Annotated in this window: 26 protein-coding genes; 20 read left to right on the forward strand and 6 right to left on the reverse strand. The window is 38.3% G+C overall.

The features are described from left to right. The first annotated feature begins 35 nt into the window (after positions 1–35). The 10 genes from RM541_RS16460 to RM541_RS16505 all read left to right on the forward strand — a co-directional run bounded on the left by RM541_RS16460 (position 36) and on the right by RM541_RS16505 (position 8,631). A complete protein-coding gene (locus RM541_RS16460; RefSeq protein WP_311501226.1) occupies positions 36–1,181 on the forward strand; it encodes an aminotransferase class I/II-fold pyridoxal phosphate-dependent enzyme in 1,146 nt (381 codons plus the stop codon). Further along, a complete protein-coding gene (bioD, locus tag RM541_RS16465; protein ID WP_311501227.1) occupies positions 1,178–1,795 on the forward strand; it encodes a dethiobiotin synthase in 618 nt (205 codons plus the stop codon). Before RM541_RS16460 ends, bioD begins: the two co-directional genes overlap by 4 nt. A gap of 42 nt (positions 1,796–1,837) precedes the next feature. After that, positions 1,838–2,083: a hypothetical protein gene (locus RM541_RS16470; protein ID WP_311501228.1), complete on the forward strand. Its 246-nt coding sequence runs from the start codon at positions 1,838–1,840 to the stop codon at positions 2,081–2,083. Further along, complete coding sequence (locus tag RM541_RS16475) at positions 2,073–2,342, forward strand: type II toxin-antitoxin system RelE/ParE family toxin (protein WP_311501229.1); 270 nt, start codon at positions 2,073–2,075, stop codon at positions 2,340–2,342. Before RM541_RS16470 ends, RM541_RS16475 begins: the two co-directional genes overlap by 11 nt. 68 nt (positions 2,343–2,410) lie before the next feature. Beyond that, entirely contained in the window at positions 2,411–3,706 is a 1,296-nt protein-coding gene (bioA, locus tag RM541_RS16480; protein ID WP_311501230.1) for an adenosylmethionine--8-amino-7-oxononanoate transaminase, read from the forward strand. A gap of 87 nt (positions 3,707–3,793) precedes the next feature. Then, positions 3,794–4,381, forward strand: a complete 588-nt coding sequence (locus tag RM541_RS16485) for an SET domain-containing protein (protein ID WP_311501231.1) — start codon at positions 3,794–3,796, stop codon at positions 4,379–4,381. A 77-nt stretch (positions 4,382–4,458) separates the two neighbouring features. After that, entirely contained in the window at positions 4,459–5,619 is a 1,161-nt protein-coding gene (locus tag RM541_RS16490) for a beta-ketoacyl synthase N-terminal-like domain-containing protein (RefSeq protein ID WP_311501232.1), read from the forward strand. Positions 5,620–5,775: 156 nt separating this feature from the next. Then, positions 5,776–6,867: a biotin synthase BioB gene (gene bioB / locus RM541_RS16495; RefSeq protein WP_311501233.1), complete on the forward strand. Its 1,092-nt coding sequence runs from the start codon at positions 5,776–5,778 to the stop codon at positions 6,865–6,867. A gap of 300 nt (positions 6,868–7,167) precedes the next feature. Next, positions 7,168–8,049, forward strand: a complete 882-nt coding sequence (locus RM541_RS16500; protein WP_311501234.1) for a cupin-like domain-containing protein — start codon at positions 7,168–7,170, stop codon at positions 8,047–8,049. Positions 8,050–8,217: 168 nt separating this feature from the next. Next, positions 8,218–8,631, forward strand: coding sequence for an ester cyclase (locus tag RM541_RS16505; RefSeq protein ID WP_311501235.1), 414 nt, complete (start codon positions 8,218–8,220; stop codon positions 8,629–8,631). A gap of 11 nt (positions 8,632–8,642) precedes the next feature. Here the strand turns inward: RM541_RS16505 and RM541_RS16510 are convergent, their stop codons facing one another. From RM541_RS16510 to RM541_RS16520, 3 genes are all read right to left on the reverse strand, one after another. Continuing rightward, the gene (locus RM541_RS16510; protein WP_432264687.1) at positions 8,643–9,122 is read right to left on the reverse strand and encodes a regulatory protein RecX; all 480 of its coding nucleotides are present in this window, start codon (positions 9,120–9,122) and stop codon (positions 8,643–8,645) included. Positions 9,123–9,275: 153 nt separating this feature from the next. After that, positions 9,276–10,817 (reverse strand): Rne/Rng family ribonuclease, encoded by a 1,542-nt coding sequence (locus RM541_RS16515; RefSeq protein ID WP_311501236.1) that lies wholly within the window; start codon positions 10,815–10,817, stop codon positions 9,276–9,278. A 302-nt stretch (positions 10,818–11,119) separates the two neighbouring features. Next, positions 11,120–11,413 carry an HU family DNA-binding protein gene (locus tag RM541_RS16520; protein ID WP_311495053.1) on the reverse strand — a complete coding sequence of 98 codons (294 nt, stop codon included), beginning with the start codon at positions 11,411–11,413 and terminating at the stop codon, positions 11,120–11,122. Positions 11,414–11,548: 135 nt separating this feature from the next. Between RM541_RS16520 and mutY the strand changes: the two genes are divergently transcribed. The 4 genes from mutY to gldD all read left to right on the forward strand — a co-directional run bounded on the left by mutY (position 11,549) and on the right by gldD (position 15,081). After that, on the forward strand, positions 11,549–12,595 hold the full coding sequence (gene mutY / locus RM541_RS16525; protein WP_311501273.1) for an A/G-specific adenine glycosylase: 1,047 nt from the start codon (positions 11,549–11,551) through the stop codon (positions 12,593–12,595). Positions 12,596–12,706: 111 nt separating this feature from the next. Beyond that, positions 12,707–13,177: a single-stranded DNA-binding protein gene (locus RM541_RS16530; RefSeq protein WP_311501237.1), complete on the forward strand. Its 471-nt coding sequence runs from the start codon at positions 12,707–12,709 to the stop codon at positions 13,175–13,177. Positions 13,178–13,198: 21 nt separating this feature from the next. Beyond that, on the forward strand, positions 13,199–14,521 hold the full coding sequence (locus tag RM541_RS16535) for a gliding motility-associated protein GldE (protein ID WP_311501238.1): 1,323 nt from the start codon (positions 13,199–13,201) through the stop codon (positions 14,519–14,521). Further along, positions 14,518–15,081, forward strand: coding sequence for a gliding motility lipoprotein GldD (gene gldD, locus RM541_RS16540; RefSeq protein WP_311501239.1), 564 nt, complete (start codon positions 14,518–14,520; stop codon positions 15,079–15,081). Before RM541_RS16535 ends, gldD begins: the two co-directional genes overlap by 4 nt. A 113-nt stretch (positions 15,082–15,194) precedes the next feature. Here the strand turns inward: gldD and RM541_RS16545 are convergent, their stop codons facing one another. Together RM541_RS16545 and RM541_RS16550 are read right to left on the reverse strand one after the other, a co-directional pair. Beyond that, entirely contained in the window at positions 15,195–17,255 is a 2,061-nt protein-coding gene (locus RM541_RS16545; protein WP_311501240.1) for a M16 family metallopeptidase, read from the reverse strand. 17 nt (positions 17,256–17,272) lie between these two features. Continuing rightward, a complete protein-coding gene (locus tag RM541_RS16550; protein WP_311501241.1) occupies positions 17,273–18,598 on the reverse strand; it encodes a M16 family metallopeptidase in 1,326 nt (441 codons plus the stop codon). Between the two features lie 178 nt (positions 18,599–18,776). Between RM541_RS16550 and RM541_RS16555 the strand changes: the two genes are divergently transcribed. From RM541_RS16555 to rpmA, 3 genes are all read left to right on the forward strand, one after another. After that, positions 18,777–19,244 (forward strand): DUF4199 domain-containing protein, encoded by a 468-nt coding sequence (locus RM541_RS16555; protein WP_311501242.1) that lies wholly within the window; start codon positions 18,777–18,779, stop codon positions 19,242–19,244. Between the two features lie 108 nt (positions 19,245–19,352). Then, a complete protein-coding gene (rplU, locus tag RM541_RS16560; RefSeq protein WP_311501243.1) occupies positions 19,353–19,850 on the forward strand; it encodes a 50S ribosomal protein L21 in 498 nt (165 codons plus the stop codon). Positions 19,851–19,880: 30 nt separating this feature from the next. Further along, positions 19,881–20,141, forward strand: coding sequence for a 50S ribosomal protein L27 (gene rpmA / locus RM541_RS16565; protein ID WP_311501244.1), 261 nt, complete (start codon positions 19,881–19,883; stop codon positions 20,139–20,141). A 568-nt stretch (positions 20,142–20,709) separates the two neighbouring features. Here the strand turns inward: rpmA and ahcY are convergent. Continuing rightward, positions 20,710–22,026 carry an adenosylhomocysteinase gene (ahcY, locus tag RM541_RS16570; RefSeq protein ID WP_311501245.1) on the reverse strand — a complete coding sequence of 439 codons (1,317 nt, stop codon included), beginning with the start codon at positions 22,024–22,026 and terminating at the stop codon, positions 20,710–20,712. A 63-nt stretch (positions 22,027–22,089) separates the two neighbouring features. Here ahcY and RM541_RS16575 point away from each other — a divergent pair, with 63 nt between their 5' ends. The 3 genes from RM541_RS16575 to RM541_RS16585 all read left to right on the forward strand — a co-directional run bounded on the left by RM541_RS16575 (position 22,090) and on the right by RM541_RS16585 (position 24,024). Beyond that, entirely contained in the window at positions 22,090–22,743 is a 654-nt protein-coding gene (locus tag RM541_RS16575; RefSeq protein ID WP_311501246.1) for a 4'-phosphopantetheinyl transferase family protein, read from the forward strand. Beyond that, positions 22,743–23,453 carry a phosphoglycerol geranylgeranyltransferase gene (locus tag RM541_RS16580; protein ID WP_311501247.1) on the forward strand — a complete coding sequence of 237 codons (711 nt, stop codon included), beginning with the start codon at positions 22,743–22,745 and terminating at the stop codon, positions 23,451–23,453. The genes RM541_RS16575 and RM541_RS16580 overlap by 1 nt, the downstream gene beginning before the upstream one ends. A 217-nt stretch (positions 23,454–23,670) precedes the next feature. After that, a complete protein-coding gene (locus RM541_RS16585) occupies positions 23,671–24,024 on the forward strand; it encodes a hypothetical protein (RefSeq protein WP_311501248.1) in 354 nt (117 codons plus the stop codon). Positions 24,025–24,222: the final 198 nt, after the last annotated feature.

Below are 24,222 nucleotides of genomic sequence, written 5' to 3' on the forward strand. Positions count from 1 at the left end.
AGTTACAAACTTTCCTGAAGTTGTAATTTTGTTTTATGTCTGGTTACCCGAGAAATTTAGAAAGAAGACTTGAGATTAGAAAGAAGGACAAAGCCTTTCGTGCTTTGGGTGAAGAGAATAATCTCATCGATTTTTCTTCAAACGATTACCTCGGATTCTCTTCTTCTGAAAAAATTTTTGATGCTGCGGAAGAAATTCTGAATGTTCACAATCTTCGGAAAAATGGCGCTACAGGTTCAAGATTACTTTCCGGAAATCACAATTTATATGCTGTTGCTGAAGATTATCTGAAGAATTTCCATAATACCGAAGCTGCACTTATCTACAATTCTGGATATGATGCCAATATTGGCCTTTTTTCGTCGGTGCCTCAGCGGGGGGATTTTATATTTTACGATGAGCTTGTGCACGCTTCCATTCGCGATGGAATAAAAATGAGCAATGCCAAATCTTACAGTTTTCGACATAACGATCTGGAAGACCTCAAAAGGAAAATCAGCAGGCTTGAGATGGCAAATTTCAATTTTTTTATAGTTACGGAATCTGTTTTTTCCATGGATGGCGATATTCCGGACTTAAAATCGCTCGCTAATTATACTTCGGAAAAGAATTTCTTCCTGATTGTAGATGAAGCACATGCTGTAGCCGTTTTTGGGAGAAAAGGAGAGGGTTTAATTCAGGATTTAGGGCTGGAGAAGGATATTTTTGCCCGAATTGTCACTTTTGGGAAGGGAATGGGCTGTCACGGTGCAGCAATTTTAGGTAGTAATACGCTGAAGGATTATCTAATTAACTTTTGCCGGAGTTTTATTTTCACCACTGCTTTGCCTCCGCATGCTGTAGCCACTATTTTAAGCGCCTATCAAAATTTGGCAAATATCGGCCTGGAGAATCTTCAGCAATTAAAAAGTAATATTGAATATTTTAAGGGTCAGCTTAAAATTCAGGATTTGGAGACGAGTTTTATTGCCAGCAATTCTGCAATTCAGTCGTGTATTATTCCGGGTAATGCTGAAGTAAAATCTGCTGCTGAAAATCTTCAGAAGAACGGATTTTCAGTAAAACCTATTTTATCACCAACAGTGCCGAAGGGAAAGGAAAGATTGCGGTTTTGCCTGCATTCTTTTAATTCCGAAGAAGAGATTCAAAAAGTCTTAAAATCACTTTCAGAAATAATATGAAACATAAATATTTTGTCACCGGAATTGGAACCGAAGTAGGGAAAACCATTGCTTCCGCAATTATTACCGAAGCTTTGGAAGCCGATTACTGGAAACCGATCCAGGCGGGCGATTTAAAAAATTCTGATACTCATAAAATTGAAAAACTTATAAGTAATTCCAAAACTGAATTTCATCCAAATTCCTTTGCACTTAAGACGCCGATGAGTCCGCATGCGGCGGCAGCAATAGATAAGGTAGAAATTACTTCAGAAGAAATTAAGGAGCCGCGAACAGATAATCACCTGGTAATTGAAGGAGCCGGCGGGCTTCTGGTGCCCATCAACGAATATCAAACCATTGCAGACCTCATTAAGCCCGATTACAGAATCATCCTGGTTTCCCGACATTATCTTGGAAGTATTAATCACACACTTTTAAGCCTGGAACTACTTAAAAGTTACGGACTCGAATGCTTCGGAATAATTTTTAGTGGAGAAGAACATCCAACTTCCGAAGAAATTATAGAGAAGATGGGAAATGTGCCGATAATTGGAAGAATTGAGCAGGAACCTTATTTTGATCAAAATGTGGTAAAAGAGTATGCGGAAATTTTTAAATGTAAGTTATCTTGAATTATAAATTTTTCCTACTTTGGTATATATAAAGTATATATCGTGGAGAAAATTAGAAAACTTATAGATATAGAGGAGGATGTTCTGAATATTTTGGAGCAGGAGGCGAAAAAGCAGAAACGTTCTTTAAAAAATTTTTTAGAATACACTATTGAAGAAACTGCGAGAAAGCTGGAATCACCTTCTGCGGAATATCAGAAGATGATGGATGACATGCTGCAGCGCCTGGAAAAAGATGAAGTGAATTTTAGTCCTATTGAGGAATTTAAAAAGAAATATGACTTATAAAGTCTTAATTTCTAAAGAAGCAGAAATAGAACTTGCCACTGCAGAATGTTACTTTAGGGTGAGAAATCTCCACCGGGATTTTTTAAATGATTTTAAACGGCAACTTGAGTTTCTTGAGAATACCCCGGCATCTTTTCAAAAAAAATATAGGGAGGTGAGAATAGTAAATTTTAATCAATTTAATTATTCTATCCATTATGTAATTTCTGAGGACAAAGTTCTCCTTCTCCGGATTCTAAATCAGCGACAAAATTTTTAATTAAAATTTATTGAAAGATTTCACAGGTCTTTAAAACCTGTGAGGTCTAAAACCAGACGAAAAAAAATATGCCAGTTTCAGACTACCTATTAAAAGAGCAAAAGCTTTCAGAAAGAGATAAAAAACACCTTTGGCACCCTTTAACGCAGCACAAAATTTCCCCGGAGATGCTGGCCATAGAGAAAGCCAAAGGCGCAAAATTGTATGATGAAGCCGGGAAGGAATATATTGATGGGATCGCCTCGTGGTACACTTGTATGTACGGGCATTGTAACGAATTTATTACTTCGCGGGTAGCAGAGCAGATGCAAAAGCTGGATCAGGTGGTTTTTAGCGGATTTACGCACAGGCCTGCGGTAGAACTTTCTGAAGCTTTAATGAAAATCCTACCTGCCAACCAGCAGAAAATATTTTTTAACGATAATGGCTCTACAGCAACAGAGATTGGGATAAAAATGGCGCTGCAGTACCATCACAACCAGGGCCACGATCGTAAAGTGATGCTGGCTTTTGAGGACGGTTTTCATGGAGATACTTTTGGGGCAATGTCGGTTTCGGGGCTTTCGGTTTACAACGGTGCTTTTGAAGATCATTTTATAGAAGTGGTGCGCATCCCCACGCCAAATGGCACCAATAATTTTGCAGTTATCGACAAACTGAAACAGCTGATTTCAGAAAACAAAATTGCCGGATTTATTTATGAGCCGCTGGTACAGGGCGCTGCTGCTATGAAAATGCACGATGCAGAAGGTCTGGAAGAAATCTTGAAGATTTGTAAACAACATGAAATAATTTGTGTTGCAGACGAGGTCATGACAGGGTTTGGAAAGACAGGAAAATATTTTGCTTCAGATTATCTCGAGACGAAACCGGATATCGTATGTATGTCCAAAGCGCTCACGGCGGGGCTTTTGCCAATGGGACTCACTTCCTGCACCCAGGCAGTTTATGATGCGTTTTATTCAGATGAGATTGCGAAGGGGCTTTTTCATGGGCATACGTATTCGGCTAATCCGCTCGCTTGTACCGCGGCTTTGGCGGGGATAGAATTGCTTACTTCTAAAGATATTCAGGAAGATATTTCCAGAGTAATAAAGTCGCACCAGGATTTTAATGCCAAGATTAAAAATCATCCAAAAGTCACCAATACGAGACAGCTCGGAGTAATTTATGCGTTTGATCTTAATGTAAAAATGGAGCGCTACGGAAATCTTCGGAATCAATTATTTAAACATTTTATGGACAGCGGAGTCTTTTTGCGGCCGCTTGGGAATACCATTTATATTCTTGCACCATATATTATTTCTACTGCTGAACTGGAGAAAATTTACGCTTCCATAGAAGAAGTTCTGGAGAAATTTTGAAACTAAAAATTTAACTTTTGCGGCTAAAAAATCCAGACTTTCGTGTTCTTTTATTTACTTAATTTATAAGAACTAATTTTGAAAGTTATGATGCATCCGGATACGGAAGTCCGTTTTATCAGCGACGAAATTGGCTATGGCGTAGTAGCTAAAAAGTTGATTCCAAAAGGAACAATAACCTGGGTGCAGGATGAACTGGACCATATTTACAGCCCCGAAGACGTGGAGACTATGAGCTCTTTTGCGCGGGAAATGCTCGACAAATATACTTTTAGAAATAGTAAAGGAAATTTTGTTTTATGCTGGGATATTTCCAAATATGTAAACCATAGCTTTCGATCAAACTGTCTTTCTACGGCTTACGATTTTGAAATAGCCATTCGCGACATTCAGAAAGATGAAGAGCTTACTGATGATTATGGATATCTGAATGTAACGGAAGAATTCAAGGCTAAGGATGAAGGTACTTCCCGTACAACTGTGTACCCGGATGATCTTCTTAATTTTCATGAGGACTGGGACCGGCAATTGAAAGCAGCTTTTGCACAAGTGAATAATGTTTCACAGCCTCTTAAAGTACTTATTTCTGCGGAAGTTCAGCTGGAGTTAAAGGAGGTTTTAAATGGTAAGAGGGAGATGCAGTCTATACTTAACTGTTATTATTCAGAAAAGTAAAGTTGGACAGGGAAATTTTATGCTTTAAAAGTTAGCAGAAGAGCACTGAGGTGCTATTTTTGTGGAAAATTCAGGTTTTGAAAAACACAATTTCTATTACTTCAATGGCTTCAGTTTCTCCCCTTGGAAAAACTTCAGAAGAAATTTGGAAGAATTATTTAAATCCTGAGCATCGTCTTTCAAAAGGCAATTTTAATGAGAATGAAGCTTTTGCGGGTTTTCTTCCGAATGAATTAGCAGAAGAAGTTGAAAAGTTACGTGCTGAAAATGCCAATTATCGGCATGTAGATAAGTCGGTGTTGTTTGCAATTCTTTCAGCAAGGGAAGCAACAAGAAAAGCAGGTTGGGAGAATGAGAAGAACATAGGGATCAATATTGGAAGTTCCCGTGGCGCTACCGAACTTTTTGAAAAGTACCATAAATCATATTTAGAAAACGGAAAAGCAGAAACCCTTGCTTCTCCAACCACAACTTTGGGAAATATATCTTCCTGGGTGGGACAGGACCTGGAAACCACGGGCCCGGAATTTTCCCATAGCGTCACCTGTTCTACCGGTTTGCACGCTGTGTCAAACGGCGTTGCGTGGATGCAGGCAGGATTATCTGATAAATTCCTGGTGGGAGGTAGTGAAGCTGCTTTAACGCCTTTTACCATGGCACAAATGAAGGCGATGAAGATTTATGCTTCAGAAGATCTTGAATATCCATGCCAGGCGCTAAATATGAGTAAAATCCGAAATTCTATGGTGCTTGGCGAAGGTGCAGGGATACTTTGTTTGGAAGCCGGAAATGCTGAAAATGCCATTGCAAAAATCACCGGAATGGGATATGCAACCGAAAGGTTGAAACATAGTGTTTCTATTTCAGCAAACGGGGAGTGTATGCAGAAATCGATGAAAATGGCCATGGGAGATAAAGACCCTTCAGAAATTGATGTTGTGGTGACGCATACGCCGGGAACTATAAAAGGAGATTTGGCTGAAATTAATGCAATTAAAGCAGTATTTAAACACGACCTGCCGGCCATTACCTGTAACAAATGGAAAATAGGGCATACTTTTGCGGCATCTGGAAACCTTAGCCTGGAAATGGCAATTTTGATGCTTCAGCACCAACAATTTATAACTGTTCCTTTTTCAGAATTTGATACATTTCCGGAGAAACTGGAGAATATCATGATAAATGCCGTAGGCTTTGGAGGTAATGCCGTTTCAATACTGGTAAGTAAGGTGCCTTAAAACATGTCTACAGAACATTAAATAGTACATTTTAATATTTTAGGTTTCATTTTAGGAATCTGAAATCTCACTTAGTAAGCAAATCCTGAAAATCTTTAGCAGAGGACGGCTAATAAACTTCAGTTTTAGTTATTTTTGAATACAAATTACTTTTTCATGGCTACAAAACACGATTGGACGAAGGAGGAAATCCTGGAAATATATAATAAACCTTTGATGGAGCTCCTTTATGAAGCGGCTACCATACACAGGCAACATCACGACCCCAATACGGTGCAAGTTTCGACACTATTATCTATAAAAACAGGCGGCTGCCCCGAAGATTGCGGATATTGTCCCCAGGCAGCAAGATATCATACAGATTTGGAAGGAAACGACCTGATGAGTGTAAATCAGGTGAAAGCGCAGGCGCTGAGGGCTAAAGCAGCCGGTAGTTCCCGTGTTTGTATGGGTGCAGCCTGGAGAAACGTAAAAGACGGGGATGAGTTTGACGATGTGCTGGAAATGGTGCGAACGATTAATAAACTGGAAATGGAAGTTTGCTGTACCCTGGGAATGCTTACAGAGAACCAGGCGCAGCGCCTTGCAGAAGCCGGACTTTACGCTTATAACCACAATTTAGATACTTCAGAAGATTATTATAAAGAGGTGATTTCTACCAGGGGTTTTGATGACAGGTTAAAAACGATCGATAATGTAAGAAAAACGAATGTGACTGTTTGTAGCGGCGGAATAATTGGAATGGGAGAAAGTGCAGAAGATCGTGCCGGAATGCTGGTGGCGCTTTCAACTTTAAATCCTCAGCCGGAATCTGTACCAATAAATGCATTGGTACCCGTTGAAGGAACACCAATGGAGGAGCAGGAGCCGGTTTCGATATGGGAAATGGTGCGAATGGTGGCCACCGCAAGAATTGTAATGCCAGAAACTCAGGTAAGATTATCTGCCGGAAGAACCCAAATGAGCAGAGAAGGACAGGCTATGTGCTTTTTTGCCGGGGCAAATTCAATTTTTGCAGGAGATAAGCTGTTAACCACTCCAAATCCCGATATAAATGAAGATATGGAGATGTTCAAAGCATTAGGGTTAAATCCGCAGAAGGCTTTTGAGAAAAAGGAGCAACCAAAAAGTATTGATGCTGAACATTCGCAATTCCAGAACCTGGGAGAAAAGCCGAAGTGGTCACGTCCCGGGCATAAGATTGAAAGAAACCTTCAGGCACAGGAGAAGCGAAAGACTAAAGCGTGATAATTGCCATTTTTAGGTATGCACCACATTTTTTCTGTTGTTTGACGACTAATTGAAGATATAAGTAGAAAGGGGGATTTCTTGGATTTTCCCTCTTTTTTTCTTCAAATTTTTCGGAATTTCGGCTTCTTTTTCTAACAATTAACCTCCTTTTATAAAAAAGTACAAGTTTATCCTTAAATTTGTATGCACTTTCGGAGACATATAAAACACTTCTTTTTTTGTCGTAAGAGAGCATTTAGAAGAGAGAAAAATAAATGCAACAACTATAACAAAGACGCACAAGTATAGAAATTACTGATGATGAGCGATGGCCTACAACTTGCCGAAATCCCAAGGGAAAAGCGAATTACTAAAGCTGATTTCCTTAAAAAATATGTGCGCCCTCAAAAGCCGGTGGTTATAGAACAGCTTATTGAAGACTGGCCGGCTTATGAAAAATGGAACCTGGAATACATAGATGAGGTTGCGGGAGATAAAATTGTTCCGCTCTACGATGACAGGCCAATTTCTTCAGAATACAAGTTTAATGAGCCGCACACCAGGATGAAGATGTCGGAGTACATCGAACTGTTGAAATCGGGACCTACAAATTACCGGATTTTCTTATATCATCTGCTTAAAGAAGTGCCGTCACTTCAGAAGGATTTTTCCTTTCCTGATCTTGGTCTTCGGTTTTTAAAGCAGCTTCCCACGTTATTCTTTGGCGGGGAAAATTCGAAGGTTTTTATGCATTACGACATAGATTTTGCAAATATTCTTCATTTTCATTTCCATGGTAAGAAACAATGTATTTTATTTCCTCCTTCAGAAAGTCAATACCTTTATAAAGTGCCGCATGCACTCATTTCCCGGCAGGATATAGATTTTGTAAACCCTAATTTTGAAAAGTTTCCGGCTCTTAAAAAAGCAAAAGGTTATATAACCGAATTAAATCACGGGGAAGCATTATATATGCCCGAGGGTTACTGGCACCAGATGACTTATCTTACCGCCGGATTTTCAATGAGTTTACGCGCGACACCACGGACAGTGACAAATTTCTCCAAGGCAGTCTACAATGTCTTTTTTATGCGCCATTTTGATAACTACATGCGCAAATGGAAAGGGCAAAAATGGATAGATTATAAAAACGAACAGGCTGTTAAAAAGACGCACCAGAAGAACAAAATTGAACAGTAGTACATCTTTTCTGTGGAATAAAAACCTATTCCGCTTTTCTCTGGATTATAGTAAAGATTTCGATATAAGTTAATCCTTGCTTAAGCAATGCTTAAAATAATCAAAAGTTATTTTATTATACTCTCTGTTTTCCTGAACTTCAGGGAAATTCTGAAAATTTAAAAAGTTATGAGTAAAGAGCAAAATAAACAAATTCAACAGAAATTTGGAGAAGCAATAAATTCAGGAAAACTGGAAAATCTAAGAGATCTTGTAGCAGATGATGTTAAGGAGCATGATGCGGCGCCCAATCAGGGTCCTGGAGCACAGGGTTATATAGATTTTTTTACAATGATGAGGAATGCCTTTCCCGATATGAAAGTTGAGGTGGAGCAGTTAGTGGCAGATGAAGATAATGTCGCTTTTGCCTATACCCTCACAGGAACCCATAAGGGTGATTTTATGGGAGTTGCCGGTACCGGAAAGTCTATAAAAGCGCGCGGAATGCAGATTAGCAGGTTTAAAGACGGAAAAATGGTAGAACGATGGGGAAGTAGCGATGAGCTGGGAATACTAAAACAAATAGGAGTAAATCCAGTTTAAAGCTTTTAAAGTTAACTGAAGTAGTTATCAGTAATTTCATATACAAGACTCGCCTCATAGCCTCTGCGGAGTAAATGATCGGCGAGTTTTTTCTTTTTTTTGAAGGGGTTAGATTCCTTAATGAGTTTGGATTTCTTTTCAGCTACTTCATGTAAAGTAGAGCGATAGTCATCTTCATCAATTTCAGTAAGGGCTATTTTAATTATTGGATTAGAGATATCCTTCAGCTTAAGTTCCTGCTTGATTTTTATCCTGCCCCATTTTTTTATTCTGAATTTCCCACGTACGAAGCTTCTGGCGAAGCGTTCTTCATTTAAAAAGTTCTCCTGCATTAACTGGATGATAATCTGTTCCTGGGCTGCAGGAATCATCTTCATCTCCTTCAGTTTTTCTTCTACTTCTTTGTGCGAACGATCACGATAGGCACAAAACTGCATCAGCTTAACAGTAGCTTCTTTAACGGTATAGGATTTATGCGTTGTTTTATTCAAAATTGAAATATTTGTGAAAGTTCAAAAGTAGAAAGAATAAAATCTTTTCACCACATAGAAATCGACTGTGGGGAAGAATTCTGCTAAAAAATGGGAGAGAAGAAGTTGAGAAACAAAAAAACGCCTCCCGAATTAACGAAAGGCGTTCTCTATTTATATGATTACTTTCCCGTCTTTATCGTGAAAGTGGTATTCTAAATACGTGTAAGCGTCTCTAGGTAAGATTTTCACCCAACGTTTATGGTCCATAAACCATTGCGATCGGGGAGATGGAAAGCCTTTCGTTAAAAAGGCTGCAATAAATGGATGCGCACTTAAGGTAATTTTTTTATGATTCTTCTTAAGTAACTTTTCAAAGTCGGCCTTTATCTTGTTTATTAAAATAATTGGTGCCTCAATTTCACCAGTTCCGCCATTAGGATTCACCTCACGGGTTTTAATATTCATTTCGGGCCTTACGCGTTGTCTTGTAATTTGAATCAATCCAAATTTACTTGGTGGCAAAATTTTATGTTTTGCCCTGTCATCACTCATTTCGTCGCGTAGGTGATCGAAGAGTTTCTTGCGATTTTCAGCTTTATTCATATCGATAAAGTCTACTACAATTATTCCACCCATGTCACGAAGTCGTAACTGGCGGGCTATTTCTGTAGCGCTTATCATATTCACCTCGAGTGCGGTATCTTCCTGGTTTCGGGATTTATTTGACCGGTTACCACTATTCACGTCTATAACGTGCATGGCCTCAGTATGTTCTATTACCAGATAGGCGCCTTTACTCATGGATACGGTGCGCCCAAAAGATGTTTTTATTTGTCTTTCGATACCGTGTTTTTCAAAGATTGGTACATTGGATTGGTACAATTTTACTATTGATTCTTTTTCTGGGACGATCTCGCCCACATAATCTTTAATTTGTGTATAAAGCGCTTCCTCATCTACTATAATGGAGGTGAAGCTATCGTTAAAGATATCTCTTAACAAGGAAGAAGCCCTGTTTAATTCTCCTAATACTTTTGAAGGATGATGCGGTTTATACAGCTTTTTACACATTGCTGTCCAGCGCCCCATTAAATTTTGGAGATCTCTGTCCAGTTCTGCTACTTTTTTGCCTTCGGCTACGGTTCTTACAATAACACCAAACCCTTTGGGCTTAATGCTTTTAACCAATCTTTTTAATCGTTCCTTTTCTTCTTTGCTTTCGATTTTTTGTGAAACCGAAACCCGGTTGGAAAAAGGAACCAGCACTATATAACGGCCTGGCAGGGAAAGTTCTGAGCTTAACCTTGGGCCTTTAGTGGAAATTGGTTCTTTTACTACCTGAACCAGTAGCGACTGATTTGATTTTAAGACATCGGTAATACTACCGTCTTTGTCTATGTCTTTTTCAAAAGAAAAATTCTGTAAAGAATAATCTTTCAGTTTACCTGTGCTTACACGTTTTATGAACTTAAGCAAAGAAGATACTTGAGGACCCAGATCGTGATAGTGTAAAAAACCATCTTTTTCATAACCCACATTTACAAATGCGGCATTTAGACCGGGGACAGCTTTTCTAATCTTGGCAATAAGAATATCACCAACATTAAATTTGTTGTCATCTTCTTCCTTGTTGAGTTCAATAAGTTTTCCATCTTTTGTTAAGGCAAAATCTACAGCAGAGGATTCGGACCGGATAATTAATTCTTTGTCCACTCTTTTAGATTTTAATCTATACCTGCCAAAGCAGACACAGATGGATTAAACATTATTTTCTCACAGGGTTTTCAATCCTGAAGAAACTAAAACCAAAAATGGTTTAAGTTTCGATTTCAATGAACGTTTTAAAATAAAAAAAGTAGTTTAGAACTACTTTTTCTTGTGACGGTTAGCTCTTCTTCTTTTTTTACGCTTGTGCGTGGCTACCTTATGTCTTTTTCTTTTTTTACCACTTGGCATAGTGTTGTCTTTTTAATTAATAATTCTTTGTTGGTTTCTGTTTTTTTAGGGGAAAACAGTTATTCTTTTACCTCTACATTACTCTTAACACCTTCAACAAAAATCTTTGCAGGCTTGAAAGCAGGAATGTTATGTGCGGGTATTTTAATTGTAGTGTTCTTAGAAATATTTCTTCCGGTTTTCTCTGCTCTTGTCTTAACAACAAAGCTTCCAAAGCCTCTCAAATATACATTATCTCCACTTTCCAGGGAAGTCTTAACTTCGTCCATAAAGGATTCAATAGTAGCCTGAACATCTCCTTTTTCCATTCCTAGTTTTTCTGAAATGTTTGCTACGATATCTGCTTTCGTCATTTTCGTGCTATTTTATAATTGGGGTTTGAATTTTCAAGGGGGCAAATATAAGAATTATATCTTCAATATTTCAAGCCTAATCCATTAAATAATAACAGAATAAAGATTTTATATTGCAGGCAGATGATTTTAAGTATGGTGTTTTCTAAGGTGTTGATTAACTGGTATTTGAATAACAAGCGTGAGTTGCCCTGGCGTAAAACCAGAGATCCGTATAAGATATGGCTCAGCGAAATTATGTTGCAACAGACTCGTGTGGAGCAGGGAATGCCCTATTATTTCCGGTTTAATGAAGCTTTTCCAACTGTTTTTGACCTGGCCATGGCTTCCCAGCAGGAGGTTTTAAAGCTTTGGCAGGGTTTGGGATATTATTCCCGGGCGAGAAACCTGCACGAGACAGCGAAGTATGTTTCGGATGAACTGGGAGGTGTTTTTCCGGAGAATTTTAGAGGGCTGCTTAAACTAAAAGGAGTTGGAGATTATACTGCGAGTGCAATTGCTTCGATTTGTTATAATGAGCCGGTGGCAGTGGTAGATGGAAACGTTTACCGGGTCCTGGCTAGATATTTTGGCAGTGCTACGCCAATAAATTCTTCTGAAGGCATTAAAGAATTTAAGGTCCTGGCAACAGAATTGCTGGATGAGGATAATCCTTCGGCTTTTAATCAGGCTTTAATGGAGTTTGGGGCGCTGCAGTGCAGACCTAAAAATCCTTTATGTGCCACCTGTCCATTTAACAGCAGTTGCCTTGCTTTAAAGGAAAACAGGATTTCCAAACTGCCTGTCAAATTGAAAAAGGGCAAAATTAGGCATCGGTATTTCAATTACCTTGTTTTTCATTCCGAAGAAAATACTACGCTCCTAAATCAAAGAAAGGGAAAGGGGATTTGGAATGGTTTATATGAATTCCCTTTAATAGAGACGGAGAAGCAACTTACGGCTGCAGAATTCCTTATGGAAGAGGAATTTAGGGAGAAAACAGGCAAAAATGCAATTATTAGGTTACATAATGAAAAACCTGTAGTGCATAAATTATCTCATCAGCATATCTATGCGCGTTTTTGGATAATTGAGCCGCAGAAATCACCTGAAAATGGTATTCCTGTATCGAAAATTGCCAAATATCCGGTTCCGGTTTTAATTCAGAATTTCCTTAATGAATATGAGCCTGCGGACTACTGAAAAAAATTTTCTTGAAATTTTATAACTTTCACCTTATTAAGCCGCTAAATTTTTCAGTATTTTACATTGTAATTGATGTAATTGAAGAGTTGATATCTAAAATAGAAAAAAATGACAGGAACACTTAACAAGGTAATGCTAATTGGGCACACGGGAGATGATGTAAAAATGCATTATTTTGAAGGTGGTGGTGTTATTGGACGTTTTCCCCTGGCTACAAATGAAAGTTATACTAACAGGACTACGGGAGAAAAAGTAAATAATACAGAATGGCACAACGTCGTGGTACGGAATAAGGCTGCTGAAATTTGCGAAAAATATCTCAAAAAAGGGGATAAAGTATACATTGAAGGGCGTATAAAAACCCGTAAATGGCAGGACGATCAGGGTAATGAGAGGTATTCTACTGAAGTTCAGTGTACAGAGTTTACTTTTCTTACTCCCAAAGGTGAAAGTAGTTCAGAAAACCAATCTCAAAATTCACCGATGTCTGGAACAAAAAGCCAGTCAAAAAATGATAACTTTGCAAATCAAAATCAACCGATTGGTCAAAACGAAGAGGAAGATGATTTGCCATTCTAAGTTTAACTAAAATATTTGCCTTTGGATCCGGAACCTCCCAGTTTGCTATTGCTTTGGGCCGCTTTCGACATAACCGATGTAATAAGTATCCTATTCTTATTACTGCTATTGCTATGCTCTGCACTAATCTCTGGTGCTGAAGTTGCTTTTTTTTCCCTTACACCGGCAAACTTTGTTACAGAAGACGGAAAGAGGACAAAGACGCAGGAAATTGTAATAAAACTTCTGGATAAACCCAAGAAATTATTGGCTACCATCCTGGTCGCGAATAATTTTATTAACATTGCTATAGTGCTTCTTTTTGATTCTCTTGTAACAGAGATGTTTGGAGAAACAAATATGGAAATAATGGGCATCGATTTCAGGTTAATAGTAGAAGTAGGTCTGGTCACATTTCTTATTTTGTTGTTTGGTGAAATACTTCCCAAAGTCTATGCAAGCAGGAACAATGTGAAGTTTTCTAATATCATGGCCTATCCAATAAATTTTTTGGATACTTTTTTCTCACCTCTCAATACTCCCATGCGTGCGGTTACTTTATATATTCAGGATAAGTTTGGTAGAAAAAGATCTTTTATAAGTATTGATCATCTTTCACAGGCGCTGGAGTTAACCAGTGAAGAAGATACTACAAGGGAAGAACAGAAGATTTTAAAAGGTATTGTTTCCTTTGGAAATACAGATACAAAACAGGTGATGCGTCCCAGAATGGACATTTTCGCTCTTAACGAAGCCGATGCTTACAGGGAAATTATACCTGCCATTATCGAGAATGGGTACTCCAGAATTCCGGTTTACAAGGAGAATATAGATAATGTTTCAGGGATTCTTTATGTAAAGGATTTGCTTCCGTATATAAACGAACGGGAGTATGAATGGACTAAACTTTTAAGAGAACCTTATTTTGTACCTGAAAACAAGAAGCTGGATGATTTATTAAACGATTTCCAGAGTAAAAGAAATCACCTTGCAATAGTCGTGGACGAATATGGAGGAACCAGTGGTTTAATATCTCTTGAAGATATAATAGAAGAAATTGTGGGTGATATAAGCGATGAATTTGATGATGAAGATCTGATTTTTTCTAAGCTCGACGAAAACAATTTCATTTTTGAAGGGAAAACTTCTTTAAAGGATTTTTACAAGATCATAAAACTTGAGGATCCTATTGCTTTTGAGGAACAACGGGGAGAAGCAGAGACATTAGCAGGATTTTTACTGGAAATCTCAGGCGGGTTTCCTAAGAAAAATGATGAAATTATCTTTCTTAATTATACTTTTAAAGTAGAAGTGATAGATGATAGGCGCATTAAACAAATAAAACTGAATATAGCACCGATATGAACCTAAGAAGAATGTTATTCTTAAGCCTGTCGATAGTTTTATTTGCATGTGCAGATGATCCCCAGCCCAAACCGAAAGGTTTTTTAGCGCTGGAATATCCTGAAGCTGAATATTCCCGAATGGATATTGGCTGTCCATATTCTTTTGAAAAGAACGAGCTGGCCACTATTTCTCCTGCTCTTACAAATACTCCCTGCTGGATAAATCTTGATTACGAGTTAATGAGCGGAGCTATTTATCTCACCTATCAAAAGATTAATAACAATCTTGACTCTCTACTTCGGGACGCTCAAAAATTACCGTTGCAGCATACCATTAAGGCCGATGCTATAGAAGGTGATATTTATACCAATGATATACGCAATACGTATGGTATGTTTTACGAAGTGTCGGGAAATGCAGCCTCACAGGCTCAGTTTTATTTAACAGATAGTACCAATCATTTTCTTACTGGCTCGGTTTATTTTGAAAGTCAGCCTAACTACGATTCGATTGTTCCGGCGGCAGATTATCTTAAAAAGGATATCAGGTACCTCATGGAAAGCCTGGAGTGGAAATAGGTTCTGAATTTTTCCAGATTTTTAAGGATTTTCTTTAGTAGGGCAGGTCCGTTCAAAACTAAAAGAGCCGATTTTCCTAAGAAAACCGACTCATCTAACATTAGCAAAAATTTTTATTCCTGAAAGTCAGCTTCGCTTACTCCTTCGTTTATCAGGATTTCAGTTACATCAAACTCAAAAGTCTGAGGACCTGCGGCCTGGGTTAGGTTAAAAGGAAATTTTACGCCTTCCACTTCCTGGTAGTCACTATATCCTGTTGGGATAGACATTGTTTGTCCTGCCTGGGAAACAGTTTGTACAGTTTGTATTTTTAATCCGCTGTCTACACTGTAGTATGCTTTGTTGTTTTCGGTCAGGGCAACTACATAAGCATCAACTCCTTCAACGGTTTCAATTCCTTCTAAAGTAGCATCTCCTGCTTCCAGTTCAGGAAAAGGATTGGCATCTACTTTAGCAGCTGTTATCTGCTCTTCGTTGTAAGGTATTTTTTGTCCCTGTGCCACAACAAATCCTGCTGCACCATCAAATACTTGTTTACTCATTACATTTCCACCAACAGATACTTCCTGATTTAATTTACCGTCCATAGTTCTTTTTAGAACCAGGTTTAAAGTCATTCCCTGTACAGAAGCTTCAGCCTTCATTACCACACTCTCTATTTCTTCAACAGCATCACGTCCGCCAATGGCTTCAATATAATCTTCATAAACCTTTTCTACAGTTACAGAAGCATCAACTTCTTTGGCCTGAGGTTTTTCGGTCGCTACACCAAGTTTGTTGTAATACTTTACAGGAATTGTTTTTCCTTCAAATTCAATTTTCTCAAGGTTTTCACCAATTTCTGAAGCTTTACCGGCCACTATGATTCTCATATTATCGGTTTGATAATACTTATTGGCTACACGTTGGATGTCTTCTGCAGTAACTGCATTGATGTTTTGAAGGAAATTTTCGTAAAAATCTTCTGAGAGATCATTAGTCTTTATGTCTAAGGCATAACTGGCAATGGTAGAAGGCTGCTCAAGATCCAGAACGAAGTCACCTGCAAACTTACTTTTTGCATTTTCCAGCATTTCAGCATCTACGGGCTCTGTTTTAATTCTTCTAATTTCTTTTAGAGACTCTACAATTGCGCTATCGGTTACTGCGTTCCTGACACTGGCCTGGGCAACAAATCTGGAGGCATATTTGTCGGCTCCTGTATTGGTTCTTGCTCCATAGGTGTAGCCTTTATCTTCTCTTAGGTTCATGTTGAGATAACTGCCAAAACTACCACCAAGGATTTGATTGGCAACCAGAACAGGAAAGTAATCTGCATCAGACATTTTAAGGTCTATTGTATTCTGAAGTCTTAGTTCGCTCTGTACCGCATTTGGCATATCAACCAGGTTGATCTGTGTTTCGTCAACGTTCGTAACAACAGGTAAATCATGCTCATTTGGAGCTCCGGCTTCCCAGTTGCCAAAGTTTTTTTCGGCCAGTTCTTTCACTTCAGCAGTTTCAATATCACCAACTACTACAAGGTAAGCATTGGCAGGTTTGAAGTAACTTTTATAAAAGCTTTCCACGTCTTCTAAAGAAACTTTTTCAGTATTTTCCACGGTGGCAAATTCACCATAAGGATGATTAACTCCATAGGCTAGAGCTGCACTTACACGGCTTGCAATTGAGCCTACGTCTTTATTAAAAGACTTTAAACTTTCGATTTGTTTATTTTTCTCAGCTTCAAATTCTTCCTGGGTAAATTTTGGCCTTAAAGCTCCTTCAGCCAATAGTTCCATTACCCGTGGGAAAAACTTGGAGAGAGACCGCGCATAAGCGCTTTCTGATCCAAAACCAATATCAGCTCCCAGGAAATCGATTTCTTCGTTAAAAGCGTCTTTAGACATGTTTTCTGTTCCTGTTCCCAATAGGGAAGAAACGAGGGCAGAAGTAGCCGGTTTTTCTTCTGCGTGAGGCTTATTGTCTATTATTAAAGAAGCAGAAACTCTTGGTAACTTGTGATTTTCTACAACCATAACTTTTAAACCGTTGTCTAATGTAAATTCATCAGGCTGTCCAAGATTGATCTTTGGTGCCGGTCCCGGTTCAGGTTGTTTAGACCGGTCTACCTGCGCAATTGTCGCTGTGGTCAAAAAGCAGGCTATAAATAATGTGAGTATATTAAATTTCATTCTATAAGTTTTTTAAGTTATTCCTTTTCGCTTTCCGGAAGGTAATCCAGTTCTAAGCGCTGATTCTCGTTAAGATAATCATTGGCAACCCTTTGAATATCTTCCCTGGTAATATCCCTGTAAATTTCAATTTCTTTATTAATAAGGTCCGTATCACCGTAAAGTACATTGTAAGTGGCGAGTGAAGAAGCAATACCTTGTATGCTGCTATTGGAATTTACAAAGCGATTTTCAAATTTATTCTGAAGTTTTTCATATTCCTTTTCTGAAATTAACTCGTTCTGAAGTTTTTCAATTTCTTCATCCATGGAAGTGGCAAGAGTATCTAAAGGGGTTTCCCCTAAAGCAAGAGCACCCATTACATAGGTTCCATAATCTTCCTGAGATCTGGGGAAAGCCAACACCTGAAGTGCAGTTTTTTCTTCGTCTACCATTTTTTTATACATCCTGGAGCTTCTGCCATCTGTAAGAATAGAAGAAATCATATCTAAAACATAAGCATCTTTTTCTACCATAGAAGGTGTACGGTAAACAAATAGTTTTGCAGGAATTTGAATGTTACTATCATATTCTGTCGCTGTAATAGTTTCTGTAATGGGTTCTTCCTCAATTGAAACTCGCTCGACTTCATTTCCTTCAGGGATTCCGGCGAAGTATTTATCGATCAGATCTTTAGTTTTTTCCATATCAATATCCCCGGCAACAACTAAAGTTGCGTTATTTGGTCCGTAATATTTATCAAAAAAAGCTTTGAATTCATCAAGCTCGGCTGCATCCAGATCTTCCATGGTGCCAATTACAGAGTTTTTGTAAGGATGCTTATCAAAAACGTATTTGTTGATACCGGTAGAGTAGATGATTTTACCATAAGGGGCGTTATCTATACGGGAACGTTTCTCCTCCTTTACAACTTCATTTTGAGTTTCTACACCAATTTCATTTATAACCGGGTGGAGCATTCGTTCAGATTCCATCCATAGACCAAGCTCCAGGTTGTTAGAAGGAAATGTTTCGTAATAATAAGTTCGGTCCTGCGTGGTATTCGCATTATTACTACCGCCATTGGCAGCGACAATGTCAAACCATTTTCCGCGTTCAATGTTTTCGGTGCCTTCGAATAAAAGATGCTCAAAGAAGTGAGCAAAGCCAGAACGACCTGCTTCTTCGTCTTTAGCGCCTACGTGATACATCACGCCAACCGTAGCTACAGGAGCTGTATTGTCCTGATGTAAAATTACATGTAATCCATTGTCCAGGTTATATTCGGTATACTCTACCTCCTGTCCAATTGCACAGAACCCTAATAAGAGGGCGATGGCGGTGGTTTTAATCTTGTGGATCATTTTTAAAGTGGTTTTTTTATTAATGTCTAAATATAAGTAATTGAAAAGCTTAATTTGTTACAGTAAAATTTTTTAATTGAATACCCCCTGCTTTTATTAGGCTCCAAAAGAAAATTAACAAGCCCTTAAGGCATAAAATGCCAGTTTTTCCCCAAATTTACTTGGCAAAAACTAAATAATGATGGATAAAATAAGTACACCAATAAAATTTGGACTCGGTATTGCAGCCGCTCTAATAGTTTACTTTTTGATATTGTCTATTTTTGGATTACATCAATATCCTGCCTTTAGTATACTTAACATGGTTATATTAGGAGGGGGCCTGTATTTGGCCATTTCAGGCTATAAAAAGGAAGTGGGGGCAAAATTTAAGTTTAGGAAAAGTTTTATGGTGGGTCTAACTGCCGGATTTCTTGCTACTGCTATATTTACGGCTTTTTTCCTGATCTATGCCACAGAAATAGATACTAATTTTATGGAGGAGTCTATGCCGGTGTGGGTGATCGATTGGTCTTCTACTGTAGGCTTTTTGTTAGTAGGAGTTGCGCTGGCCGGCTTTGCCAGTACCATTGTCCTTACCTTTGCGTGGACACAGTTGCACAAAGTTTCCAGAAATACAGAAGAAGGTAAAGAACATACACTTTAAATTAAATTTGTAAAAACAGGAAAGACTTTGTCAATTAATTATTTAAGAGTATATTTGCACCCGCTTGAAATAAGCACAATCTTATTTAAATAATTAATTTAATACGCTATGTACGCAATTGTAGAGATAGCAGGGCAGCAATTTAAAGTTGCAAAAGACCAAAAAGTATTTGTAAACCGTTTGGCGGGAAAAGAAGGAGACAGCATTTCTTTTGAAAATGTTCTTCTTACCGGCGATGGTGACGATGTTACTTTAGGCGCCCCGGCTATAGAAGGTGCTCTTGTTGGAGCAAAGATTACACGTCACCTTAAAGGGGACAAAGTAATCGTCTTCAAAAAGAAGAGACGTAAAGGTTACCGTGTAAAGAATGGACATCGTCAATCTTTAACAGAAATTCTGATTGAAGATATTACTTTAAAAGGTGGTAAGAAATCTTCTTCTTCTGAGAAAACCGAAAAGAAAGAAGAGACTAAAGCTAAGTCTAACGATCAATCTGGTGATTTAAACAGCAAAACTGTTGTTGAATTGAGAGAGATGGCAAAAGACAAAAACATTGAAGGATATTCTTCAATGAAGAAAGCAGAATTGGTTGCTGCATTAAGCTAATTTTAATAATATAACTAAAACTTATATAAGATGGCTCACAAAAAAGGAGTTGGTAGTTCCAAGAACGGTAGGGAATCAGAATCGAAACGCTTAGGTGTAAAGATCTTTGGAGGACAAGCTGCCGTAGCCGGAAATATCATTGTAAGACAAAGAGGTACTGCACACAATCCAGGTGAGAATGTGTACGCAGGAAAAGATCATACTTTACATGCCAGAGTAGATGGCCTTGTAAAATTTACTAAAAAGAGAGATAATAAATCTTACGTTTCTATCGAACCGTTTGAAGCATAATTAGATTTCTTTTTAAGAGATATAAAAAGCCTTCAGTGAAAACTGAAGGCTTTTTTATGCTTAAGTAACCCTTAACTAATAACTACAAGTCGATATTTGCCATTTTACAACCTTCATCCTAAACTGAAACATTAAACAGGATATAAGAATCAGGATCAACTTTTTGAAATATTTTTCTACGGAAAAATTTTAGAGAATAGTCGTGGATTTGTGGTGAAACTACAAGTCGATATTTGCTATTTTACAACCTTCATCCTAAACTGAAACATTAAACAGGATATAAGAATCAGGATCAACTTTCTGAAATATTTTTCTACGGAAAAATTTTAGAGAATAGTCGTGGATTCGTGGTGAAACTACAGGCTGATAATTGCCAATTTGGAAATGCCGCTTTGAAAATCCTACAATAAAAAAAATCCCGCTCAGAATATTCCGAACAGGATTTTTTATTTTTGTCTCACGTCTCACGTCTCACGTCTCACGTCTCACGTCTCACGTCTCACGTCTCACGTCTCACGTCTCACGTCTCACGTCTCACGTCTCACGTCTCACGTCTCACGTCTCACGTCTAGTATCTATAATATTCCGGCTTAAATGGTCCTTCTACTTCCACACCAATATAATCGGCTTGTTCTTTAGAAAGTTCAGTTAGCTCAACTCCGATTTTTTCAAGGTGAAGTGCAGCTACTTTTTCATCTAAATGCTTCGGAAGCATATAAACTTCATTTTCATACTTATCGGAATGATTCCAAAGTTCAATTTGAGCCAGAGTCTGGTTGGTGAAAGAGTTGCTCATTACAAAACTTGGATGTCCTGTGGCACAACCTAAATTTACCAGTCTACCTTCAGCAAGAAGAATAATATCTTTACCATTGATGGTATACTTATCTACCTGAGGCTTAATTTCATCCTTAGTATCGCCATAATTCTCGTTTAGCCAGGAAACCGCGATCTCATTGTCAAAATGGCCAATATTACAAACGATGGTTTTATCCTTCATCGCTTCAAAATGTTCACCTCGCACAATATCTTTATTTCCTGTAGTCGTAATTACAATATCTGCTTTTGGCAATACATTTTCGAGTTTTTTAACTTCAAAACCATCCATAGCAGCCTGTAAAGCACAAATAGGGTCAATTTCTGTAACAGTAACAATAGATCCGGCTCCTTTAAAAGACTGGGCGGTTCCTTTCCCAACATCTCCATATCCACAAACAACTACACGTTTTCCTGCAAGCATCACATCTGTAGCACGACGTATGGCATCTACCGCACTCTCTCGACAACCATATTTATTGTCGAATTTTGACTTGGTAACAGAATCGTTTACGTTAATAGCAGGCATAGGAAGTGTTCCTTTCTTCATCCGTTCGTACAAACGGTGAACACCAGTAGTGGTTTCCTCTGAAAGTCCACGAATTCCTTCAGCTAATTCAGGATATTTGTCGAATACCATATTGGTAAGATCTCCACCGTCATCCAAAATCATATTTAAAGGTTTGCGATCTTCACCAAAGAAAAGCGTTTGTTCGATACACCAGTTAAATTCTTCCTCTGTCATCCCTTTCCAAGCATAAACAGGAATACCAGCTTCAGCAATCGCAGCGGCAGCCTGATCTTGTGTAGAAAAAATGTTACAGGAACTCCAGGTAACTTCAGCTCCCAAAGAAACAAGAGTTTCAATAAGAACGGCCGTTTGAATTGTCATGTGTAAACATCCGGCAATTCTGGCCCCTTTTAATGGCTGCTCATTTTTAAATTCTTCCCTAAGTGACATCAGGCCTGGCATTTCGGCTTCAGCGAGCTCAATTTCTTTTCTTCCCCAGGCAGCCAGGGAAATATCTTTTACTTTATATGCCGTATAAGGCACCGTTTTAGTGGACATATTATTATATTTGATTATAGTAACTGTTAAGTTGCAAAAGTAAGTAATATATAAGAAAATTTCATGTCACTTTACAAAACAATAACAGTTGATGAGCGCACTAAAGTCCTCATTTGGAAGATTGAAGAATCACTGGAATGGCTTAGTAAAGGCATAGAACTTACCCCACATTGCCGGGAAAGGGTTAACGGTATGAAATCTGAAATTCACCGGCGAGGATTTATGAGCATCAGGCATCTATTGGCTGAAGCCGGGTATACAGACAATGATTTATATTACGATGACCTGGGCAAACCGCACCTCAAAGACGGAAAATATATTTCGATCACACATTCTTTTACTTTTACCGGAATTATTGTTAGCGATAAAGAAGTGGGAATCGATATTGAAAAGCAGCGCGATAAAATCCTGAAAATTGCCAATAAATTCACACCTTTAAAGGAGTATCATACATTGGCCAACGAAGATGCGCTTGTGCGAAAACTCACGATTGTTTGGGGAGCGAAGGAATCTATTTATAAGCTACAGGCAGAACCGGGATTGAGCTTTTTACACCATATAGATATTACAGATTTCGACTTTGAAGCCAACGCCACCACCGGAAAAAGCTTTTATAAAGGTTATACTGCACATTTTGATCTTGAATTTTTAGAATTTGAAGGTTTTACCTGCGTTTATGCCTCTCGTTCTACTGAAAATATGAAGTTTAACGATTAATGACTTCTATTTATTCTGAAATTTTAGCGTCAGCTTCACGAGGTGAGAAATTGCTATGCATTTTAATAGATCCTGAAAATTTTGATAATAACAAAGCTGAAGCCTTTTTAAAGCGGATGCCTCAAAATGCCAGTTATCTCCTTGTGGGAGGAAGCACCGCCACAGCACAGCAAACAGAGCAAACAGTTGAAGCTTTAAAACAGCATTCAGAGTTACCGGTAATATTATTTCCCGGGAGCCACGAACAAATTACTGAAGAAGCCGATGCTATTTTGTTTTTGAGCCTGCTGTCCGGAAGAAATCCGGAATATTTGATTGGGCAGCAAATAAAGTCGGTTCCCAGGTTGCAATTTTCGAGCCTTGAAATCCTTCCCACAGCCTATATTCTTATTGACGGCGGCAAAGAATCTGCGGTACAGCGGGTGAGCAAAACGCAGCCTATGTCCCGGTGCGAAGTAAATTTAATTTCTGAAACAGCTTTGGCAGGCGAATTTTCAGGAAAAAACCTGGTTTACCTGGAAGCCGGAAGTGGAGCAAAAATCCCTGTGGGAGCTGCAATTATTTCCGAAGTAAAAAAAACGGTTACGATTCCACTGATAGTAGGTGGTGGAATACGCAGCAAAGAACAACTTCAGGAAGCTTATGATGCGGGAGCTGATATTGTGGTAATTGGGACTGCGTTTGAGGGTAATAATTTCGTGCAGTTATAATCTTTTTTGACGCCTTAATGGTACATGGTACAGGCGCTTCACATCTGTAGATAATTTCAACACAAATGTGGGGAGAAATTACAGATTTCAACATTTTAAATATTCATAATTAAATGTGAAGCCCTCAAATTTAGAGGGTTAAGAGGTAATCTCTATAAATTGGAATAGTTGTTTCTAATATATCAATACGAAACAATCACTAACTTTAAATTTGAAAATGATGAAAAGATTTGTAATGACAGCAGTAATTGGAGGAGCTATGTTTTTTTCAGTAGAATCAGCAACAGCTCAGGTGACAAGTGAGAATCAGGAGCAGATGACTACTGAACAGAAAATGCATCAAAAAGAAGATTGGAAACAGGTTGAGGAGCAGGATTTACCGGGCGAAGTTAGTCAGGCTATTGAAACTGACTTTATGGGAGCTACCGTTTCTGAAGCTCATGTGATGGAAAAAGACGGAGAGAAAAAATATAAGCTTGTACTTTTTACAGAAGAAGGTGAAACTAAGGAAGTGTATGCAGATGCGCAGGGTAACTGGATAGACAAAGAGGATAAGAAAGATAAGAAATAAATCCGTTACGAATATGCTGAAAAGAGGCCGATAATTGGCAATTTTCAGCCTTTGTTTTGGAAATTAGAAAACCTTCTAAATACTATTTTAGAAGGTTTTTTGCGTTTTCAAGAGCTCAAAAACTAACCTTCAGCAGAAATTGACTATCCCCGGAAAATTAAGATTTTATATCAGATTTCTTTCCTATACTTTTACCTT

The sequence above is a fragment of the Autumnicola psychrophila genome (genome assembly GCF_031846645.1).
Lineage (GTDB): Bacteria > Bacteroidota > Bacteroidia > Flavobacteriales > Flavobacteriaceae > Autumnicola > Autumnicola psychrophila.

Excerpts from the sequence above, each read along its gene's own strand:
- RM541_RS16460 (WP_311501226.1), top strand. The coding sequence starts at position 36 with ATGTCTGGTTACCCGAGAAATTTAGAAAGAAGACTTGAGATTAGAAAG.
- bioD (WP_311501227.1), top strand. The coding sequence starts at position 1,178 with ATGAAACATAAATATTTTGTCACCGGAATTGGAACCGAAGTAGGGAAA.
- RM541_RS16475 (WP_311501229.1), top strand. The coding sequence starts at position 2,073 with ATGACTTATAAAGTCTTAATTTCTAAAGAAGCAGAAATAGAACTTGCC.
- bioA (WP_311501230.1), top strand. The coding sequence starts at position 2,411 with ATGCCAGTTTCAGACTACCTATTAAAAGAGCAAAAGCTTTCAGAAAGA.
- RM541_RS16485 (WP_311501231.1), top strand. The coding sequence starts at position 3,794 with ATGATGCATCCGGATACGGAAGTCCGTTTTATCAGCGACGAAATTGGC.
- bioB (WP_311501233.1), top strand. The coding sequence starts at position 5,776 with ATGGCTACAAAACACGATTGGACGAAGGAGGAAATCCTGGAAATATAT.
- RM541_RS16500 (WP_311501234.1), top strand. The coding sequence starts at position 7,168 with ATGATGAGCGATGGCCTACAACTTGCCGAAATCCCAAGGGAAAAGCGA.
- RM541_RS16505 (WP_311501235.1), top strand. The coding sequence starts at position 8,218 with ATGAGTAAAGAGCAAAATAAACAAATTCAACAGAAATTTGGAGAAGCA.
- RM541_RS16520 (WP_311495053.1), bottom strand. The coding sequence starts at position 11,413 with ATGACGAAAGCAGATATCGTAGCAAACATTTCAGAAAAACTAGGAATG.
- mutY (WP_311501273.1), top strand. The coding sequence starts at position 11,549 with ATGGTGTTTTCTAAGGTGTTGATTAACTGGTATTTGAATAACAAGCGT.
- RM541_RS16530 (WP_311501237.1), top strand. The coding sequence starts at position 12,707 with ATGACAGGAACACTTAACAAGGTAATGCTAATTGGGCACACGGGAGAT.
- gldD (WP_311501239.1), top strand. The coding sequence starts at position 14,518 with ATGAACCTAAGAAGAATGTTATTCTTAAGCCTGTCGATAGTTTTATTT.
- RM541_RS16545 (WP_311501240.1), bottom strand. The coding sequence starts at position 17,255 with ATGAAATTTAATATACTCACATTATTTATAGCCTGCTTTTTGACCACA.
- RM541_RS16550 (WP_311501241.1), bottom strand. The coding sequence starts at position 18,598 with ATGATCCACAAGATTAAAACCACCGCCATCGCCCTCTTATTAGGGTTC.
- RM541_RS16555 (WP_311501242.1), top strand. The coding sequence starts at position 18,777 with ATGATGGATAAAATAAGTACACCAATAAAATTTGGACTCGGTATTGCA.
- rplU (WP_311501243.1), top strand. The coding sequence starts at position 19,353 with ATGTACGCAATTGTAGAGATAGCAGGGCAGCAATTTAAAGTTGCAAAA.
- rpmA (WP_311501244.1), top strand. The coding sequence starts at position 19,881 with ATGGCTCACAAAAAAGGAGTTGGTAGTTCCAAGAACGGTAGGGAATCA.
- ahcY (WP_311501245.1), bottom strand. The coding sequence starts at position 22,026 with ATGTCCACTAAAACGGTGCCTTATACGGCATATAAAGTAAAAGATATT.
- RM541_RS16575 (WP_311501246.1), top strand. The coding sequence starts at position 22,090 with ATGTCACTTTACAAAACAATAACAGTTGATGAGCGCACTAAAGTCCTC.
- RM541_RS16580 (WP_311501247.1), top strand. The coding sequence starts at position 22,743 with ATGACTTCTATTTATTCTGAAATTTTAGCGTCAGCTTCACGAGGTGAG.
- RM541_RS16585 (WP_311501248.1), top strand. The coding sequence starts at position 23,671 with ATGATGAAAAGATTTGTAATGACAGCAGTAATTGGAGGAGCTATGTTT.